Source organism: Pseudoxanthomonas sp. 97-1-1, from assembly GCF_057773125.1.
Window position 1 is genome coordinate 956,426 of record NZ_JBYMTJ010000001.1, and the last position, 14,152, is coordinate 970,577.

Annotated in this window: 16 protein-coding genes; 10 read left to right on the forward strand and 6 right to left on the reverse strand. The window is 69.1% G+C overall.

Features of this window, described 5'->3' with window-relative positions:
• Positions 1-47 precede the first annotated feature (47 nt).
• The 3 genes from AC3DET_RS04605 to AC3DET_RS04615 are packed head-to-tail and all read left to right on the forward strand — an operon-like array spanning position 48 to position 2,129.
• Positions 48-731, forward strand: coding sequence for a YggS family pyridoxal phosphate-dependent enzyme (locus AC3DET_RS04605; RefSeq protein WP_488390850.1), 684 nt, complete (start codon positions 48-50; stop codon positions 729-731).
• Between the two features lie 40 nt (positions 732-771).
• The gene (proC, locus tag AC3DET_RS04610) at positions 772-1,617 is read left to right on the forward strand and encodes a pyrroline-5-carboxylate reductase (protein ID WP_488390851.1); all 846 of its coding nucleotides are present in this window, start codon (positions 772-774) and stop codon (positions 1,615-1,617) included.
• A gap of 59 nt (positions 1,618-1,676) precedes the next feature.
• Positions 1,677-2,129, forward strand: a complete 453-nt coding sequence (locus AC3DET_RS04615; protein ID WP_488390852.1) for a DUF4426 domain-containing protein — start codon at positions 1,677-1,679, stop codon at positions 2,127-2,129.
• Between the two features lie 158 nt (positions 2,130-2,287).
• On the opposite strand, the gene AC3DET_RS04620 is transcribed toward AC3DET_RS04615, so the two are convergent.
• From AC3DET_RS04620 to pdxH, 3 genes are read right to left on the reverse strand one after another with little or no spacing between them, the layout of a single operon-like run.
• Positions 2,288-3,082 carry a cobalamin-binding protein gene (locus AC3DET_RS04620; protein ID WP_488390853.1) on the reverse strand — a complete coding sequence of 265 codons (795 nt, stop codon included), beginning with the start codon at positions 3,080-3,082 and terminating at the stop codon, positions 2,288-2,290.
• Positions 3,083-3,085: 3 nt separating this feature from the next.
• Complete coding sequence (gene aac(6'), locus AC3DET_RS04625) at positions 3,086-3,580, reverse strand: aminoglycoside 6'-N-acetyltransferase (protein WP_488390854.1); 495 nt, start codon at positions 3,578-3,580, stop codon at positions 3,086-3,088.
• Positions 3,535-4,137, reverse strand: a complete 603-nt coding sequence (gene pdxH / locus AC3DET_RS04630) for a pyridoxamine 5'-phosphate oxidase (protein ID WP_446537661.1) — start codon at positions 4,135-4,137, stop codon at positions 3,535-3,537. The genes aac(6') and pdxH overlap by 46 nt, the downstream gene beginning before the upstream one ends.
• Before the next feature lie 32 nt (positions 4,138-4,169).
• Between pdxH and AC3DET_RS04635 the strand changes: the two genes are divergently transcribed.
• A complete protein-coding gene (locus AC3DET_RS04635; RefSeq protein WP_488390855.1) occupies positions 4,170-5,000 on the forward strand; it encodes a kinase in 831 nt (276 codons plus the stop codon).
• Between the two features lie 147 nt (positions 5,001-5,147).
• On the opposite strand, the gene AC3DET_RS04640 is transcribed toward AC3DET_RS04635, so the two are convergent.
• On the reverse strand, positions 5,148-5,351 hold the full coding sequence (locus AC3DET_RS04640; RefSeq protein WP_142123577.1) for a dodecin family protein: 204 nt from the start codon (positions 5,349-5,351) through the stop codon (positions 5,148-5,150).
• Positions 5,352-5,456: 105 nt separating this feature from the next.
• On the opposite strand from AC3DET_RS04640, the gene AC3DET_RS04645 reads away from it, so the two are divergent.
• From AC3DET_RS04645 to AC3DET_RS04670, 6 genes are read left to right on the forward strand one after another with little or no spacing between them, the layout of a single operon-like run.
• A complete protein-coding gene (locus AC3DET_RS04645; RefSeq protein WP_446537663.1) occupies positions 5,457-5,999 on the forward strand; it encodes a shikimate kinase in 543 nt (180 codons plus the stop codon).
• Entirely contained in the window at positions 5,996-7,099 is a 1,104-nt protein-coding gene (gene aroB, locus AC3DET_RS04650; protein WP_488390856.1) for a 3-dehydroquinate synthase, read from the forward strand. The genes AC3DET_RS04645 and aroB overlap by 4 nt, the downstream gene beginning before the upstream one ends.
• 9 nt (positions 7,100-7,108) lie before the next feature.
• Positions 7,109-7,363: a WGR domain-containing protein gene (locus tag AC3DET_RS04655; RefSeq protein ID WP_093300856.1), complete on the forward strand. Its 255-nt coding sequence runs from the start codon at positions 7,109-7,111 to the stop codon at positions 7,361-7,363.
• A 20-nt stretch (positions 7,364-7,383) separates the two neighbouring features.
• Positions 7,384-8,454 (forward strand): uroporphyrinogen decarboxylase, encoded by a 1,071-nt coding sequence (hemE, locus tag AC3DET_RS04660; RefSeq protein WP_488390857.1) that lies wholly within the window; start codon positions 7,384-7,386, stop codon positions 8,452-8,454.
• Between the two features lie 29 nt (positions 8,455-8,483).
• The gene (locus AC3DET_RS04665; RefSeq protein WP_488390858.1) at positions 8,484-9,119 is read left to right on the forward strand and encodes a hypothetical protein; all 636 of its coding nucleotides are present in this window, start codon (positions 8,484-8,486) and stop codon (positions 9,117-9,119) included.
• A gap of 4 nt (positions 9,120-9,123) precedes the next feature.
• Complete coding sequence (locus AC3DET_RS04670) at positions 9,124-9,609, forward strand: hypothetical protein (RefSeq protein ID WP_488390859.1); 486 nt, start codon at positions 9,124-9,126, stop codon at positions 9,607-9,609.
• 10 nt (positions 9,610-9,619) lie between these two features.
• On the opposite strand, the gene AC3DET_RS04675 is transcribed toward AC3DET_RS04670, so the two are convergent.
• Complete coding sequence (locus tag AC3DET_RS04675; protein WP_488390860.1) at positions 9,620-10,588, reverse strand: hypothetical protein; 969 nt, start codon at positions 10,586-10,588, stop codon at positions 9,620-9,622.
• Positions 10,585-14,151, reverse strand: coding sequence for an ATP-binding protein (locus AC3DET_RS04680; protein WP_488390861.1), 3,567 nt, complete (start codon positions 14,149-14,151; stop codon positions 10,585-10,587). The genes AC3DET_RS04675 and AC3DET_RS04680 overlap by 4 nt, the downstream gene beginning before the upstream one ends.
• Position 14,152: the final 1 nt, after the last annotated feature.

Sequence of the window (14,152 nt, forward strand, 5' to 3'; positions counted from 1 at the left end):
AAGGGCAGTATAGCGCCCTTGCCGTTTCCGCCAATGGTTGGATGAACATGCTCGCCGACGCTCTCAGCGAGACCCTGCAACGTCTTGAAAACGCAGCGGATGCCGCCCATCGGCCAGCACCCGATCTGCTGGCCGTGTCCAAGCTGCACCCCGCCGCCGCCGTGGCCGCACTGGCCCGTGCCGGGCAGCGCGCCTTCGGCGAGAACTACGTGCAGGAGGCGCAGGCGAAGATCGGCGAACTGGCCGCCATGGGGCTGGAATGGCATCTCATCGGCCACCTGCAATCGAACAAGGCCGAGATCGCCGCACGCATCTTCGACTGGGTGCAAACGGTAGACCGTCACACATTGATCGGCGCCCTGTCACGCTATCGGCCTGCGGATCGCCCGCCCCTGAATGTGCTCATCCAGGTGAACATCGACGATGAGGCCAGCAAGCACGGCTGCCATCCCGACGAGGTGATGACCCTGGCCGATGCCATCGCCGCGGCACCGGGGCTGCGACTGCGCGGACTGATGGCGATTCCCGCCCCGCATCCGGACCCGGCCGCACGCGCGGCGGCATTCAGTCGCATGAAGTCGCTGCAGGATGCGCTGGCGTCGCGGCACCCTGGCATCGACACTCTGTCGATGGGCATGAGCGACGATTTCGCACAGGCCATCGCGCATGGCGCCACGATGGTCCGTATCGGCACCGCACTGTTCGGCGCGCGGCCGGTGCGAACCGCTTGATTCTGCCTCCCACCCCGCCGCTTCCACGAGGCTCCACCTCATGACCCGCTCGAACACTTCCCCTCTGTTGACGCATCCGCTTGCCTTCATCGGCGGCGGCAACATGGCGCGCAGCCTGATCGGTGGCCTGGTCAAGCGCGGCGCGGATCCCTCGCGCATCCGCGTGGCGGAACCCGCGGAACCCCTGCGTGCCGCGCTGGCGGCGGATTTCGGCGTGCAGGTCTTCGGCGAAGCAGGCGAAGCCGCTTACGGTGCCGATACCTGGTTGTTCGCGGTGAAGCCGCAGGTGATGCGCGCGGTGTGCGAAGGCCTCGCGCCGCTTGCGCAGTCGCAGCGGCCATTGGCTGTGTCCATCGCGGCCGGCATCACGACCACGCAGATGCAGCGCTGGCTGCGTGGCGGCGTGCCGGTGGTCCGCAGCATGCCCAACACGCCCGCCCTGCTGGGTGCCGGCGTCACCGGGCTGCACGCCAGCAGCGAAGTCGATGCGGCGGGCCGGCAGCGCGCCGAGTTGCTGCTGTCCGCAGCAGGACCGACGGTGTGGATCGAGGCGGAGGCCACGATGGATGCGGTCACCGGCGTATCGGGAAGCGGGCCGGCCTATGTCTTCCTGCTTGCCGAAGCGATGGAAACGGCGGCGAAGGCGGAAGGCCTGTCCGACGAGGCGGCACGTACGCTGGTACTGCAGACCGTGCTGGGCGCGGCGCGCATGCTGACCGAGAGCGGTGAAACCCCGGCCGAGCTGCGCCGCCGCGTCACCTCGCCCAATGGCACCACGCAGGCGGCCATCGAGACCTTCCAGGCGGGCGGCTTCGAAACGCTGGTGGCGCAGGCCGTGCATGCCGCCACCGTGCGTGGTGGCGAGTTGTCGGCGGCGAACGACTGAACCTGCATCCGCCTCCTTCCCGACGTCGTACGCTACCCAGGCCCACATCCCCCATGCCCATGAAACGATTCGCCGCCCCGTTCGTCCTGGTCCTGCTGTCCGCCTGCTCCGGCGGCGAGGCCCCGCGCACCGCGGAGTTCGTGCAAGCCACGCCGGCCGAGGCCGACTTCGGTACCCTGCGCGTGCGCTACAACGCGCTGCCAACGCTGGCGTTGAGCGAGGCGGTCGCCAGGCAGTACGGCGTGCCACGCGACGCCGGCACGGCGCTGGTGCTGGTCGCGCTGCGCACCGTGGACGGTGGCGAAGAGTTCGATGCGGATGGCAACGTCAGCGTCACCGCGCACGACCTGTCCGGCGCGCGGCAGGCCATCACGCTGCGCAAGGTCGACGCCGGCGGCTACGCGGACCATATAGGCACGGCGCGCATCTCGCCGCGCAATTCCTACCGTTTCGAAATCGAGGTGACGGCCGGCGGTCGAACCGAGACGGTGAAGTTCCAGCGGAATTTCTGACGGCCAGCTCGTCCCATGCAGGAGCGACGCAAGTCGCGACCGCACGCCATCCGTGACATCGACCCATGGCAAACGTGAGGATCGCGAACGTCCCGTTCCGTCTCGCGACGTCCAGTCCGCGGTCGCGACCTACGTCGCTCCTACAACGGACACCCGCCTCACGCGCGCCGCGCCGCCCACCCCTGCACGATCGCCGCGATCGCCCGCACGCCATCCGTCAGCGCCGCCGGACCCGGCTGCAGGATCAACGGCGACTTGATCTCGTGGAGTTCGCCGTTGCGCACGGCGGGAATGGCATCCCAACCCGGCCGTTGCGCGACCTTGTCGGGGCGGAACTTCTTGCCGCACCACGAGCCGAGGATGATGTCCGGCGCGCGCCGCACGACCTCGCTGCCGTCGGCGAGGATGCGCTGCTTCGCCAGCGGCTCGCGCGCCATCTCGGGAAACACGTCATCGCCACCCGCGATGCCGATCAGTTCCGACACCCAGCGGATGCCGGTGATCTGCGGTTCGTCCCACTCCTCGAAGTAGACCGCCGGTCGGCGCGGCAGGCGCGCGGCCTGCGCACGCACGTCATCCAGCCCGCGCTGCAGCGCATCGGCATACTCGTTGGCGCGCGCGGCGGCGCCGACCAGTGCGCCGAGCCGCCGGACGTAGTCGACGATGCCGTCCACGCTGCGGTGGTTGCTGATCCAGACCTCCACGCCATGCCGCACGAGTTCGGCGGCGATATCGGCCTGGATGTCGGAGAAACCGATCGCGAGATCCGGCTGCAGCTTCAGGATCTCGCCGATCTTCGCGCTGGTGAACGCGCTGACCTTCGGCTTCTCCTTGCGGGCCTGCGGCGGCCGCACGGTGAACCCGCTGATGCCGACGATGCGGTCCTGCTCGCCCAGCGCATACAGTGTTTCGGTGGGCTCCTCGGTGAGGCAGACGATGCGTTGCGGGCCCATGGTTCAGTCGACCAGCCGCTTGCGGAAATACACCACGCGCTCGGTCTCCTCGAAGCCGCAGGCCGCATGCGCCGCATGGCTGGCGGTGTTGTCGAGCAACGCATCCGACGCCAACTCGACGCAGCCGCGTGCACGCGTCCAGGCTTCCACCTGCGCGATCAGCGCACGCCCCACGCCACGTCCGCGCCAGGCGGGGGCGACATACCAGCCCTCCAGGAAACCGACCGGCGAGCCGTCGGTACCGTTGACGTAGTCGTGCCGAAGACTGGCTTCGGCCAGGCCGATGGCATGGCCCTCCCCGTCGAAGGCCAGCCATGCGACGCCGCGCGTGGCGTCCCAGACCCTGGCCTCCTCACGCAGTTCCGCAGCATCGGCATCCGGCCACAGTCCAGCGCGCAATGCGACCCAGGCCGTGACGTCCGACGGCGCGGCCTCCGCGATACGTACCTCGCTCAAGGAAACAGCATCCGCTTGCTCCACGCTCCAGCAGCATCGCATTCGTAGCGCCAGCGCTCGTGCAGCCGGAACTGCGCGCCGTACCAGAACTCGATCGCCTCCGGTGCCACGCGGTAACCGCTCCATCCGTCCGGGCGCGGCACGTCGGCACCGGCGAAGCGTGCCTCCACCTCCGCCATGCGCGTCTCAAAGGCTTCGCGCGAATCCAGCGTCTCGGACTGGATCGAAGCCCACGCGCCCAGCTGGCTCTGGCGTGGGCGGGAGGCGAAGTAGGCATCGGCTTCGGCATCGCTGACCGCCGTCACCGTGCCCTCCACGCGCACCTGGATGCCGGCCTCGCGCAGGCTGCGCCACAGGAACAGCAGCGCGGCCCACGGGTTGTCGTGCAGCTCGCGCCCCTTCTGGCTGTGGGTGTGGGTGTAGAAGACGAAGCCCAGTTCGTCGAACGCCTTCAGCAACACGGTGCGTGCGGAGGGACGGCCGTCCGGCGTGGCGGTGGCCAGCGTCATCGCATTGGGTTCGACTTCGGTGCCCGATGACTTGGCCTCGCCGTAGAGTGTGGCGAACGTGGACAGGGCTTCGGCGTACAGATCGGTCATGGCGTGGTCAGGGCAGCGCCCGCGTGCCGGGCATGCGCTATTGTCGCGCGATGAGGCAGGCTGCGCATCCCGAGGGCTTTCCCGACGTTCTCGTCCGCGACGCGCTGGCCGCCGCGCTCGCATTGCCTGCGCGCACGCCGGTCTTCGCCATCACCGGCCTGCAGGGAAGTGGCAAATCGACGCTGGCCCGCCAGATCGCCACGCAGGCAGAAGCGGCCCACCTGCGCGTCGCCGTGCTGTCGCTGGACGACCTGTACCTGACCCGTGCCGATCGTGTGCGTCTTGCCGGAGATGTGCACCCCTTGCTCGCCACGCGCGGGCCGCCGGGGACCCATGACGTGGCGCTCGGCTGCCGCGTACTGGATGCGTTGCGTGCCGGCGAGGACATCGCACTGCCCCGGTTCGACAAGCTGGCCGATGACCGTCTGCCAGAGACCGGATGGCCACGCATCGCGGAACGGGTGGACCTGGTGCTGTTCGAAGGCTGGTGCCTGAACGCCGTGCCCGAGGACGACACGGCCCTGCACGTGCCACTCAATGCGCTGGAACGCGACGAAGACCCTGGCGGCGTGTGGCGCCGGTACTGCAACGACGCCCTGCGCCGCGACTATCCCGCGCTGTGGTCGCGCATCGACGCGCTGTGGTTCCTGCAGCCGCCGGGCTTCGACATCGTGCGGACCTGGCGCTGGCAGCAGGAACAGGCGATGGTGGCGCAGGACCCTGCACGCACCGGCATGGATCGCGCGCAGCTGGACCGCTTCATCCAGCACTACGAGCGGACCAGCCGGCACCTGCTGGCGACGCTGCCGGGAATGGCGGACAGGACGATAGCGCTGGATGAGGCGCGCACCCCGCGTCTGTAGGTGTAGGAGCGACGTGAGTCGCGACCGCACGCCCGCAGGTTCAGCGGCGCATGAGGCTCGGCATTGTCATCCCGCCCAGGCAGTTTCCGTTCGTGTCCGATCCGCGGTCGCGACTCACGTCGCTCCTACAGGGGTACGCTGATGGCGTCACGCCACTACGAAACTGATCCGCAGGTTCACGCGCCACTCGGTGACGTTGCCGCCATCGTCGGTGACGACCTTGATCTCGTTGACCCAGGCCCCCTTGATGTTCTTCACGGTCTCGGACGTCTTTTTCAGGCCCACCTTCACGGCGTCTTCCATGCTGGTCTTGGATGACGCATTGACCTCGATGATCTTGGCGACGGACATGGTGCTTCCCTCCTCGGTTGCCCCGGCAAGACGCCGGACGGCCACCGTAGACCCGCCGGTGTTAAGGCCACGCCACGCGTGGGCAGTGCTAGCATCTGGAGCATCATGAATCCGGCCCCCAACCTGATCCTGGTCGGCCCCACCGGGGCCGGCAAGACATCCATCGGCAAGCGCGTGGCCGAGCGCTTCGGGCTGGTGTTCGTGGACGCGGACCAGGCCATCGTCGATCGCACCGGCGCCAGCATCACCAGCCTGTTCGAGCACGTCGGCGAAGCCGGCTTCCGCGAGCGCGAGAAGGCGACCCTGGGCGAACTGCTGGCCGGCCATGGCCAACTGGTCTCCACGGGCGGCGGCGCGGTCCTGGATGCGGACAACCGCGTCCTGATGAGGCAGCGCGGCTATGTGGTCTACCTGCAGGTCAGCGTGGAGGCGCAGTTGCGCCGGCTCGGCCGCTGCACCAACCGCCCGTTGCTGCAACGCCCGGACCGCGAACAGGTATTGCAGGACATGGCCACCCTGCGCGAGCCGTTTTATCGTGACGTGGCGGACCTGACCCTGGACACCGACGGCCTGACGCCGCCCGAGGCGACCGCCCGCCTGACCCAGCTGCTGGCGCATCGCTGGCAGCCCATCGAAGAGAACGCATGAGCAACGCACGCACCGTCGACGTCGGCGGCGAGACGCCCTACACCATCGCCATCGGCCCGGGACTGCTGTCCGATGGCACCGCGCTCGCCGGACACGTGCGCGGCCGGCACGTGCTGCTGGTCAGCGACTCCATCGTCGCGCCGATGTACGCGGGCAGGGTGCGCGAAGCCCTGCATGCCGCGCGCCCCGACCTGGCCATCGGCACCTTCATCCTGCCTGCGGGCGAAGAGTCGAAGACGCTGGCGCATTTCGGCCATGCCATCGAGGCACTGGCCACGCTGGGCGCCACCCGCGACGCCTGCGTGATCGCGCTGGGCGGCGGCGTGGTCGGCGACCTGGCCGGCTTCGCGGCGGCCTGCTGGATGCGCGGCGTGGACTGCGTGCAGGTGCCCACCACGCTGCTGTCGATGGTGGATTCGTCGGTGGGCGGCAAGACCGCCGTCGACATCCCGCAGGGCAAGAACCTGGTGGGCGCGTTCCATCCGCCACGGGCGGTGTTCGCCGACACGGAGGTATTGGCGACACTGCCACCGCGCGAATTGCGCGCCGGTCTGGCCGAAGTGATCAAGTACGGCGCCATCCGCGATGCGCGCTTCTTCCAGTGGCTGGAACAGGAACGCGAAGCGCTGCTGGCGATGGACGGCGAGGCGCTGGCACTGGCCATCGCCGCCAGCTGCGAGCACAAGGCCGAGATCGTGGCGCGCGACCCGCTGGAAAAGGGCGAGCGAGCGCTGCTGAACTTCGGCCACACCTTCGGCCACGCCATCGAGACCGAGCAGGGCTACGGCGGCCTGGGCAACGACAACCTCAACCATGGCGAAGCCGTGGCGGTGGGCATGGTGCTGGCCGCGCGGCTTTCCGCCGGACTCGGCATGGCCCCGGCGACCGACACCGACCGCCTGGAAACCCTGCTGGCGGGCTACGGGCTGCCGACGCATATTCCGGCCGGACTGGCGCCGGAGGCCCTGCTTGCCCGCATGCGCCTGGACAAGAAGAACCTGGCCGGGCGCCTGCGGCTGGTGCTGTGGCGGGGCCTGGGCCAGGCCGATGTGGTGCCGGACGTGGACGAAAGCCGCGTGCTGGCGCTGCTGTCCGGCTAAAATGCCGGCATGCGCGTCTTCCTCCAGCAACGCCCCGACGCGGGCGAAGCGCCCCGCTACGTCCAGCTGACCCTGCAGCCCGATCTGTTCGGCGGCTGGGAGCTGTTGCGCGAAACCGGCCAGATCGGCGGTCGCGCCACGCTCAAGCGCGAACAGTACCTGCTGCAGGACGAGGCCAACGCGGCCTTCGAGAAGGCCCGCGACAGCCACCTCAAGCGTGGCTTCCAGCTGATGTTCGCCCGCGGCGCCGACGCGCCCAAGTAACCCTTTCCCCCGGATTCCCGATGACTGCCCTCAAGAACGATCGTTTCCTGCGCGCCCTGCGCCGCGAACCCGTGGACCGCACGCCCGTCTGGCTGATGCGCCAGGCCGGCCGCTACCTGCCGGAGTACCGTGCCACCCGCAAGGAGGCCGGCAGCTTCCTCGGCATGGCGAAGAACCCCGACATCGCCTGCGAAGTCACCCTGCAGCCGCTGCGTCGCTTCGACCTGGACGCGGCGATCCTGTTCTCCGACATCCTGACCATCCCCGATGCGATGGGACTGGGCCTGTACTTCGTCGAAGGCGAAGGCCCGAAGTTCGAGCGCACCGTGCGCAGCGCCGCCGACGCGGCCAAGCTCGGCGTGCCGGACATGGAAACCGAACTGCGCTACGTGATGGATGCGGTGCGCGTGATCCGGCGCGAACTGGACGGCAAGGTCCCGCTGATCGGGTTCTCCGGCAGCCCGTGGACGCTGGCCTGCTACATGGTGGAAGGCGGCGGCAGCAAGGACTTCGCGCGCATCAAGGCGATGGCGCTGAACGAGCCGGACACGCTGCATCGGCTGCTCTCGGTCAACACCGAGGCGGTGATTGCCTACCTCGCCGCGCAGCGCTCCGCTGGCGCGCAGGCACTGCAGGTGTTCGACACCTGGGGCGGCGTGCTGAGCCCGGCGATGTACCGCGAGTTCTCCCTGCCCTACCTGCAGCGCATCGCGAAGGAGCTGCAGCGTGGCGAGGGTAGCGAACGCACGCCCTTGATCCTGTTCGGCAAAGGCACCGCCGCCTATCTCGAAGACCTGGCCGACACCGGCGCCGATGGCGTCGGCGTGGACTGGCTGGTGGAGTTGTCCGAAGCCGCACGTCGCACGCAGGGCAAGGTCGCGCTGCAGGGCAACCTGGATCCGGCCACGCTGTACGGCTCGCCCGACGCCATCCGCCGCGAGGCGCGCCGCGCGCTGGACAGCTATCGCGACGGCAACGGCGGTTCGCGCGAGGGCCACGTCTTCAACCTTGGCCACGGCATGTCGCCGGACATGAACCCGGACCACGTCGCGGTGCTGGTGGACGAAGTGCACGCCTACAGCGCGCGCTGATCCACGCCCTTTCCCGCCGGAGTGACGCAATGGAATGCCGCCCCCTGCTCGCCCCCGCTGCCGCCAGCCTGTTGCTGATGGCAGGGGCACATGCCCGCGCCGAAGACAACCGCGCGCCACACGTCCTGCATGTTGCCGGAGGTGACTTCCCGGCGCTGGTGATGGTGGTGTCGGGTGACCACGCATCGCACGCACTGGACGTCGCGCCGGGCTGCGAACGCATCCGCGCACGCCGCCTGGATGAACTCGCGCCCGGATGGCGGCAACACGTGGTCCGCGTGGAACTGGATTGCGATGACGCCATGGCCGATGACGAAAGCGAAGCGCTCACGGCCGTGAATGCCCGTGCGCTGCTGCATCCTGAGCGCGTGCGGTTGGCGGGCCAGCCGGTGACGGAAGTGCGCCTGATGGATTCCCAGCGCTGGGGCGATCATCAATACGTGCTGGCGACGCCTTACGTCAGGGCCGCGCCCGCGCTGCGGCGGTTCGTCGAAGACACATGCCGCGAACAGGCCATCGCGCAGGAAGCAGTGGACATGGCCTGCACGATGCTGAAAGCCGACGATGGCCTTTACCTCCCGGCCGGCGATACCGGCGGGATCTGGATCCACGCCGATCCGGACGACGCCACCCGTACGCTGTACGTCGAAGCCTGGGCGGACTGAGGCCATGCGCGGCCTTGCCCTGTTCCTCCTGGCCTGCATAGCGCCTTCATTCGCTGAAGCAGGCGGACAACCGGCCTTCGTCGGCACGTATGGCCACGGCGCGACCGCACTCCCCGATGACGTGGTGTGGATCGTGCAGCAGGCAGGCGACCACTGGCGCGTCGTGCAGGTGGCCGATGGCGCGGCGTCCGACGCGCATCGATTGCAGCGGCGTGGCCGCGACGCATTCTGGGCCCGCATGGATTGGCCCGAGGGCACCGGCGCCGAAGCGGACTGCCTCAGCTGGGGCGAAAAGCCCGGATCGCTCGAAGACCTGCTGTCGGATGTTCCGCCCGTGCCTTCCGCCCCCGGCGAAGACTACGGCCATGCCCTGCTCTGCCACGTGCCGCAGCCGTCACGCGCACGGATCGCGTGGCTGGCGGACAACACCAGCGACTGGTTCTATTACGACCCTGTGTTCGGCGTGATCGAAGTCCGCGCGTTGCGCTGAGGACGCAGGATCACCCCACGCCCGTGCGGCGTCCGCGCAGCCGTGGCGTGGTGCCGTCCGAGCGCTCCGGCGGCAGGCGGTATTCGAAGCGGATCTCGCGCATGCCGTCCGGCACGGCGATCTCCATCATCTCGGGCGACACGCACCGGCCCCGCAGCACGTCGCGGATCGATTGGGCCTCGCTGCGCAGCCGCGCCATGTCCTGCTCGCGTGCGATCACCGCCGGGCGAAGATAGACCGTATCGTCGGCGATCCACATTTCGTCCTCGCGCCCGTCGTTCGTACTGGCCATCACCGCCTCCGGCCTCACGCCGCCCACAGGCAGCGGACTGACCTGCAGGATCTGCCGGCAGCGTCCTGTGTTCAGCACGCGCACCTCCTTGGCGAAGCCGGCGAGCAAGGCCTCGGCCTGCCCCTGCACATCCTCGTCGGAAGCAGTATCGGCCTCCACGCTGTAGCGGATCTTGATGAAGTACAGGTCGCGCACGGTCATCGCGAGCACGGACCGGTACCGCTTCTCGCGCATCGGGATCTCCATCGCGAACGAACGTGCCTTGACGGCCAGGTCGCCCAGCATCCCTTCGCCCGCCACCGGCTGCGAGGGGAGCGTCCGCGCGTCGCCCAGGCGCACGTCGCCGGCGCCGCGTTCGCGCGCGATCTGTACGATTTCGTCGACGCTCTGGTCGAACACGCGCTCGAATGCCGGATCGAACATCACGCCGGCCGGGTACAGGTACAGGTCCATCCAGCGATCCGGCTTGCGGGTGTCCTGGTAACGCACCGACACGCCCAGTTCCTGCTGTTCGTAGCGTTTTTCGCCGACGGCCTCCCAGTCGCCCACGCGCAGCGGGTACAGCGCGCGACTGTCGGTGATGTAGTCGCCCAGCAACGGAGGCTGCTGCGTTTCGGCAGCCGCAGTGCCGGTCAGCGCCAGTATCAGCACCAGGAGCACGCCGAGCCCGGGTTTCGCGACCTTCAAGATGCTTCTCCCTTCTCCGGCCCGTCGCTGCGTTCGAGGAGCAATGCGATTGCCATGGCCAGCATGTCGCCGGTCACCGGCTTGCGGATGAAGTCGTCGAAGCCGGCCTGCCGCGCGAGCGGCTCTGCCTCCGCATCGGTGCGCGCGGTCAGCGCGATCAACGGCATGGTCACGCCCCGCAACCGCAACTGCTGCGCCAGCGCCATGCCATCCAGCCCGGGCAGGTCCAGGTCGAGGAACGCCAGGTCGAAGGCAGTGCCCGCGACCTCGGTCAACGCCGCCAGTCCGTGGGGAGCGTGCAGCACGCGATGGCCGCGCGCGCGCAGCAGCCCCGCCACCACGTCCGCCACCGTCGCATCGTCCTCGACCAGCAGGATGTCCAGCGGCCTCACCTGCGTCAGCGTACCCACGGGTGGCGCCGGCGCCTGCACCGGTTCGCCAGCACTCGCGTGCAAGGCCGGCAGGTCGACGGAGAAGCGCGTGCCCTTGCCCGGTGCGCTCTCCACCTCGATGCGCCCTCCCATCGCCACCGCCAGTTCCTGGCAGATCGCCAGGCCCAGCCCGCTGCCGCCATAGCGCGAAGTGGTCTGCGCACCCTCGGCCTGCTCGAAACGACGGAAGAGCCGCATCTGCTGCTCGGCGTTGATGCCCGGTCCGGTATCGCCCACCGTCAGGCGCAAGCCCTGTGGCGCCAGCGGCAGTGCATGCAGCGAGACATGACCCGCCTCGGTGAACTTGATGGCGTTGCCCAGCAGGTTGAGCAGGATCTGCCGCAATCGCAGCGGGTCACCGCGCACCACGCGCGGCACGCCCGCCGCGATACCGTCATGGAAAGCGAGCCCGCGCTTGCCCGCCACCGGGCCCATCAGCGCGACCACGTCGCCGATCAGCGCATGCAGGTCGAACTCGATCTGCTGCAGTTCCAGCTTGCCTGCCTCGATCTTCGCCAGGTCCAGCGCATCGTTGACCAGCCGCAGGAGGTGCGTGCCCGCACGCTGGATCGCATTCGTGTAGCCCTGCTGGCGCTCGTCCAGCGGCGTGGCCTGCAGCAGTTCGGTCATGCCCAGCACGCCGGTCATGGGCGTGCGGATCTCGTGACCCAGCGTGGCCAGGAAGCGCGTCTTCGCCAGCGAAGCCTGCTCCGCCACCTCGCGCTTGTGCTCGGCCAGCTGCCATGCGCTCCGGCGACGCACCCGCCTGCGATACGCCGCGCCGGCCGCCAGCAGCATCAGCAGGCCAAGGACGGCGAACAGCGCCAGGCCCCAGGTGCTGCGCCACCATGGCGGCAGCACATGGACCTGCAGTATCAGTTCCTTCGATGCGTTGCCGGCGGCATCGAAGGCCTGCACCCGAAGGCGGTAACGGCCCGGCGTCAGCGTGGAGAACACGCGCTCGCCGCTCGAACCCTGGTCCATCCAGCCGCTGTCGAACCCCTCCAGCAGGGAGCGATAACGATTGCCCAGCGGATTCTCGTAGCTCAGCAGGCGGGTGCCCACCAGCAGTTCGTGATCCTCCGGACGCAGTTCCAGCGCCGCCATCGGTGGCAGGTGCAGCACCGTGTCGCCTCGACTCACCTGCAGGCTGTCCAGCACCAGGTTGGGCGTGATCGGTCGGGGATCGGGCAGGTGCGTGTCGAGCAGCGCCACCGAACCGTCCGCGGCCGTCGTGGCGAGCAGCCCGTCGGCGGTCATCAGTATGCCGCGATCATTCAGCTCCTGGCTCAGCAGGCCTTCGCGCACACCGAAGTTGCGCAGCAATGCGCGCGAGCCACGCAGGTTGGGATCGATGCGGAACAGGCCGCGACGCGTCCCCAGCCACACGCGCCGCTGCGGGTCCACGGCCAGGCCCGTGGACTCGACGGCCGGCAGCCCTTCCGCCGCGCCGATCCGGCGCTCGCGCACCCAGCCATCCGCCTCGCGGCGCCATGCCTCCACTCCCGACATGCGGTGCAGCCAGAGACGGTCGCCATGTTCGAAAGCGAAGGCATACACGCGCTCACTGCCCAGCGCGGGCACGGCGACGAAACGGCCGGCATCGGGGTCCCAGTGCAGCATGCCCTCCGCGCCTCCCAGCCACACGCGGCCACTGGGCGAAACCGCGATGCCCTCGATGTCGGGAAGACTGCCGCTTCCGCCCTCTTCCTTGCGGATCGTCCTGAGTACGCGCCCGCTGACGGCGTCGCGCTGCTGCACGCTGCCCATCTGCGTGACCAGCCACAGCGTGTCGTCCCTGGCCTCGACCAGCCAGTCGATGGACGTGTTGTCGGGCGCAGCATCATCCCCTTCATGCGCCCACTGCAGCATCGCGCCGGTTCGCGGATCCGTGCGAATCAAGCCATTGCGGTGGCCGATCCACACCTGTCCACGACGGTCCTCCAGCACGGAGGTGAGGCGCAGTTCCGACAGCAGGGCGGCATGGTGCGGCAGCGGCGTGACGTGGCCGCGGCGCGTATCCAGGCGTTCCACCTTGCCGGTACTGCTGGCGATCCAGACGCCGTCGGCACCCGCCTGCGACAGGCCGCGATACAGCCCGCCACCGAGCCCTTGGGCCGGCGAGAACGCGGCGATGCGCCGCCAATCCGAATGGAGATAGGCCAGGCCGCGCGTCGGCACGGGCACCCACAGGCCACCGTCCGGCAGCGCGATCACCGCCTGCAGCACGCGACCGATGCCCACGCTCTGCGCGTCGTAGTTCACCGGTGCAGGCGCGCGGTCATCCTCGGTCCGCCACAATCCTCCCTGGCTGGCCAGCCAGTACTCGCCCTGGCCGTCGCTGGCCATCGCGATCAACGCATTGGGGCGCGCGAACATCGGCGACCAGGGCGGCGACACCCAGCGGCCCTCGGGCGACCAGCGGTGCACGCCATCGGACGCACCCACCCATACCGAGCCTCCGTCGGCGGTCACCGAGTAGATGATCAGCGCATCGCCGCCGGGCAACGCCAGCCGCTGCACACGCTGGCCGTCATAGCGCGCCAGGCCGCTCATGGTGCCGATCCACAGCACGCCCTTGGCGTCGAACGCCAGCGACAGCACGCTGTCCGACGGCAGGCCTCCGGCATCCCCTGCGTCCGCCGCGAACCGCGTGATGCCGCCATCGGCCGACAACCGGTGCAATCCGCCGCCGAACGTGCCGAACCAGAGGTCATTGCCGCGACTGGTGATCGCGAACACATCGTCGCTGCCCATCTGCGGATGGGTGGCCTGGCGGTAGTGCCGGAAACCCTTCCGGTCGTTCCCCATCATGCTCAGGCCGCCGTTCTCGGTCGCCACCCAGACCCGGTCTGCGGCATCGATATGCAGCGCCTGCACCACGTTGCCGGGCAGCGATGCCGGATCGGCAGGATCGTGTCGCCACACCTTGAACCCGACACCGTCGTAACGGGCCAGGCCATCCCAGGTGGCCACCCACAGGTAACCGGCGCGATCGCGCGCAAGCGCGGGAATGGTGGTGGAAGGCAGCCCGTCACCCGCGCCGAGCAGGCGGAAGCGCGGAATCTCGGGCACGGTCGCCGGCGCGGACGCGCACAGCAGACACAGCAGCAACAGCCACCACGCACGCATC

Bases quoted from the DNA above. Each gene is read 5' to 3' on its own strand.
- AC3DET_RS04635 (WP_488390855.1), top strand. From the start codon at position 4,170: ATGCGCTATTGTCGCGCGATGAGGCAGGCTGCGCATCCCGAGGGCTTT.
- AC3DET_RS04670 (WP_488390859.1), top strand. From the start codon at position 9,124: ATGCGCGGCCTTGCCCTGTTCCTCCTGGCCTGCATAGCGCCTTCATTC.
- aroB (WP_488390856.1), top strand. From the start codon at position 5,996: ATGAGCAACGCACGCACCGTCGACGTCGGCGGCGAGACGCCCTACACC.
- hemE (WP_488390857.1), top strand. From the start codon at position 7,384: ATGACTGCCCTCAAGAACGATCGTTTCCTGCGCGCCCTGCGCCGCGAA.
- AC3DET_RS04665 (WP_488390858.1), top strand. From the start codon at position 8,484: ATGGAATGCCGCCCCCTGCTCGCCCCCGCTGCCGCCAGCCTGTTGCTG.
- AC3DET_RS04655 (WP_093300856.1), top strand. From the start codon at position 7,109: ATGCGCGTCTTCCTCCAGCAACGCCCCGACGCGGGCGAAGCGCCCCGC.
- pdxH (WP_446537661.1), bottom strand. From the start codon at position 4,137: ATGACCGATCTGTACGCCGAAGCCCTGTCCACGTTCGCCACACTCTAC.
- AC3DET_RS04620 (WP_488390853.1), bottom strand. From the start codon at position 3,082: ATGGGCCCGCAACGCATCGTCTGCCTCACCGAGGAGCCCACCGAAACA.
- proC (WP_488390851.1), top strand. From the start codon at position 772: ATGACCCGCTCGAACACTTCCCCTCTGTTGACGCATCCGCTTGCCTTC.
- AC3DET_RS04640 (WP_142123577.1), bottom strand. From the start codon at position 5,351: ATGTCCGTCGCCAAGATCATCGAGGTCAATGCGTCATCCAAGACCAGC.
- AC3DET_RS04605 (WP_488390850.1), top strand. From the start codon at position 48: ATGCTCGCCGACGCTCTCAGCGAGACCCTGCAACGTCTTGAAAACGCA.
- AC3DET_RS04680 (WP_488390861.1), bottom strand. From the start codon at position 14,151: ATGCGTGCGTGGTGGCTGTTGCTGCTGTGTCTGCTGTGCGCGTCCGCG.
- AC3DET_RS04615 (WP_488390852.1), top strand. From the start codon at position 1,677: ATGAAACGATTCGCCGCCCCGTTCGTCCTGGTCCTGCTGTCCGCCTGC.
- AC3DET_RS04645 (WP_446537663.1), top strand. From the start codon at position 5,457: ATGAATCCGGCCCCCAACCTGATCCTGGTCGGCCCCACCGGGGCCGGC.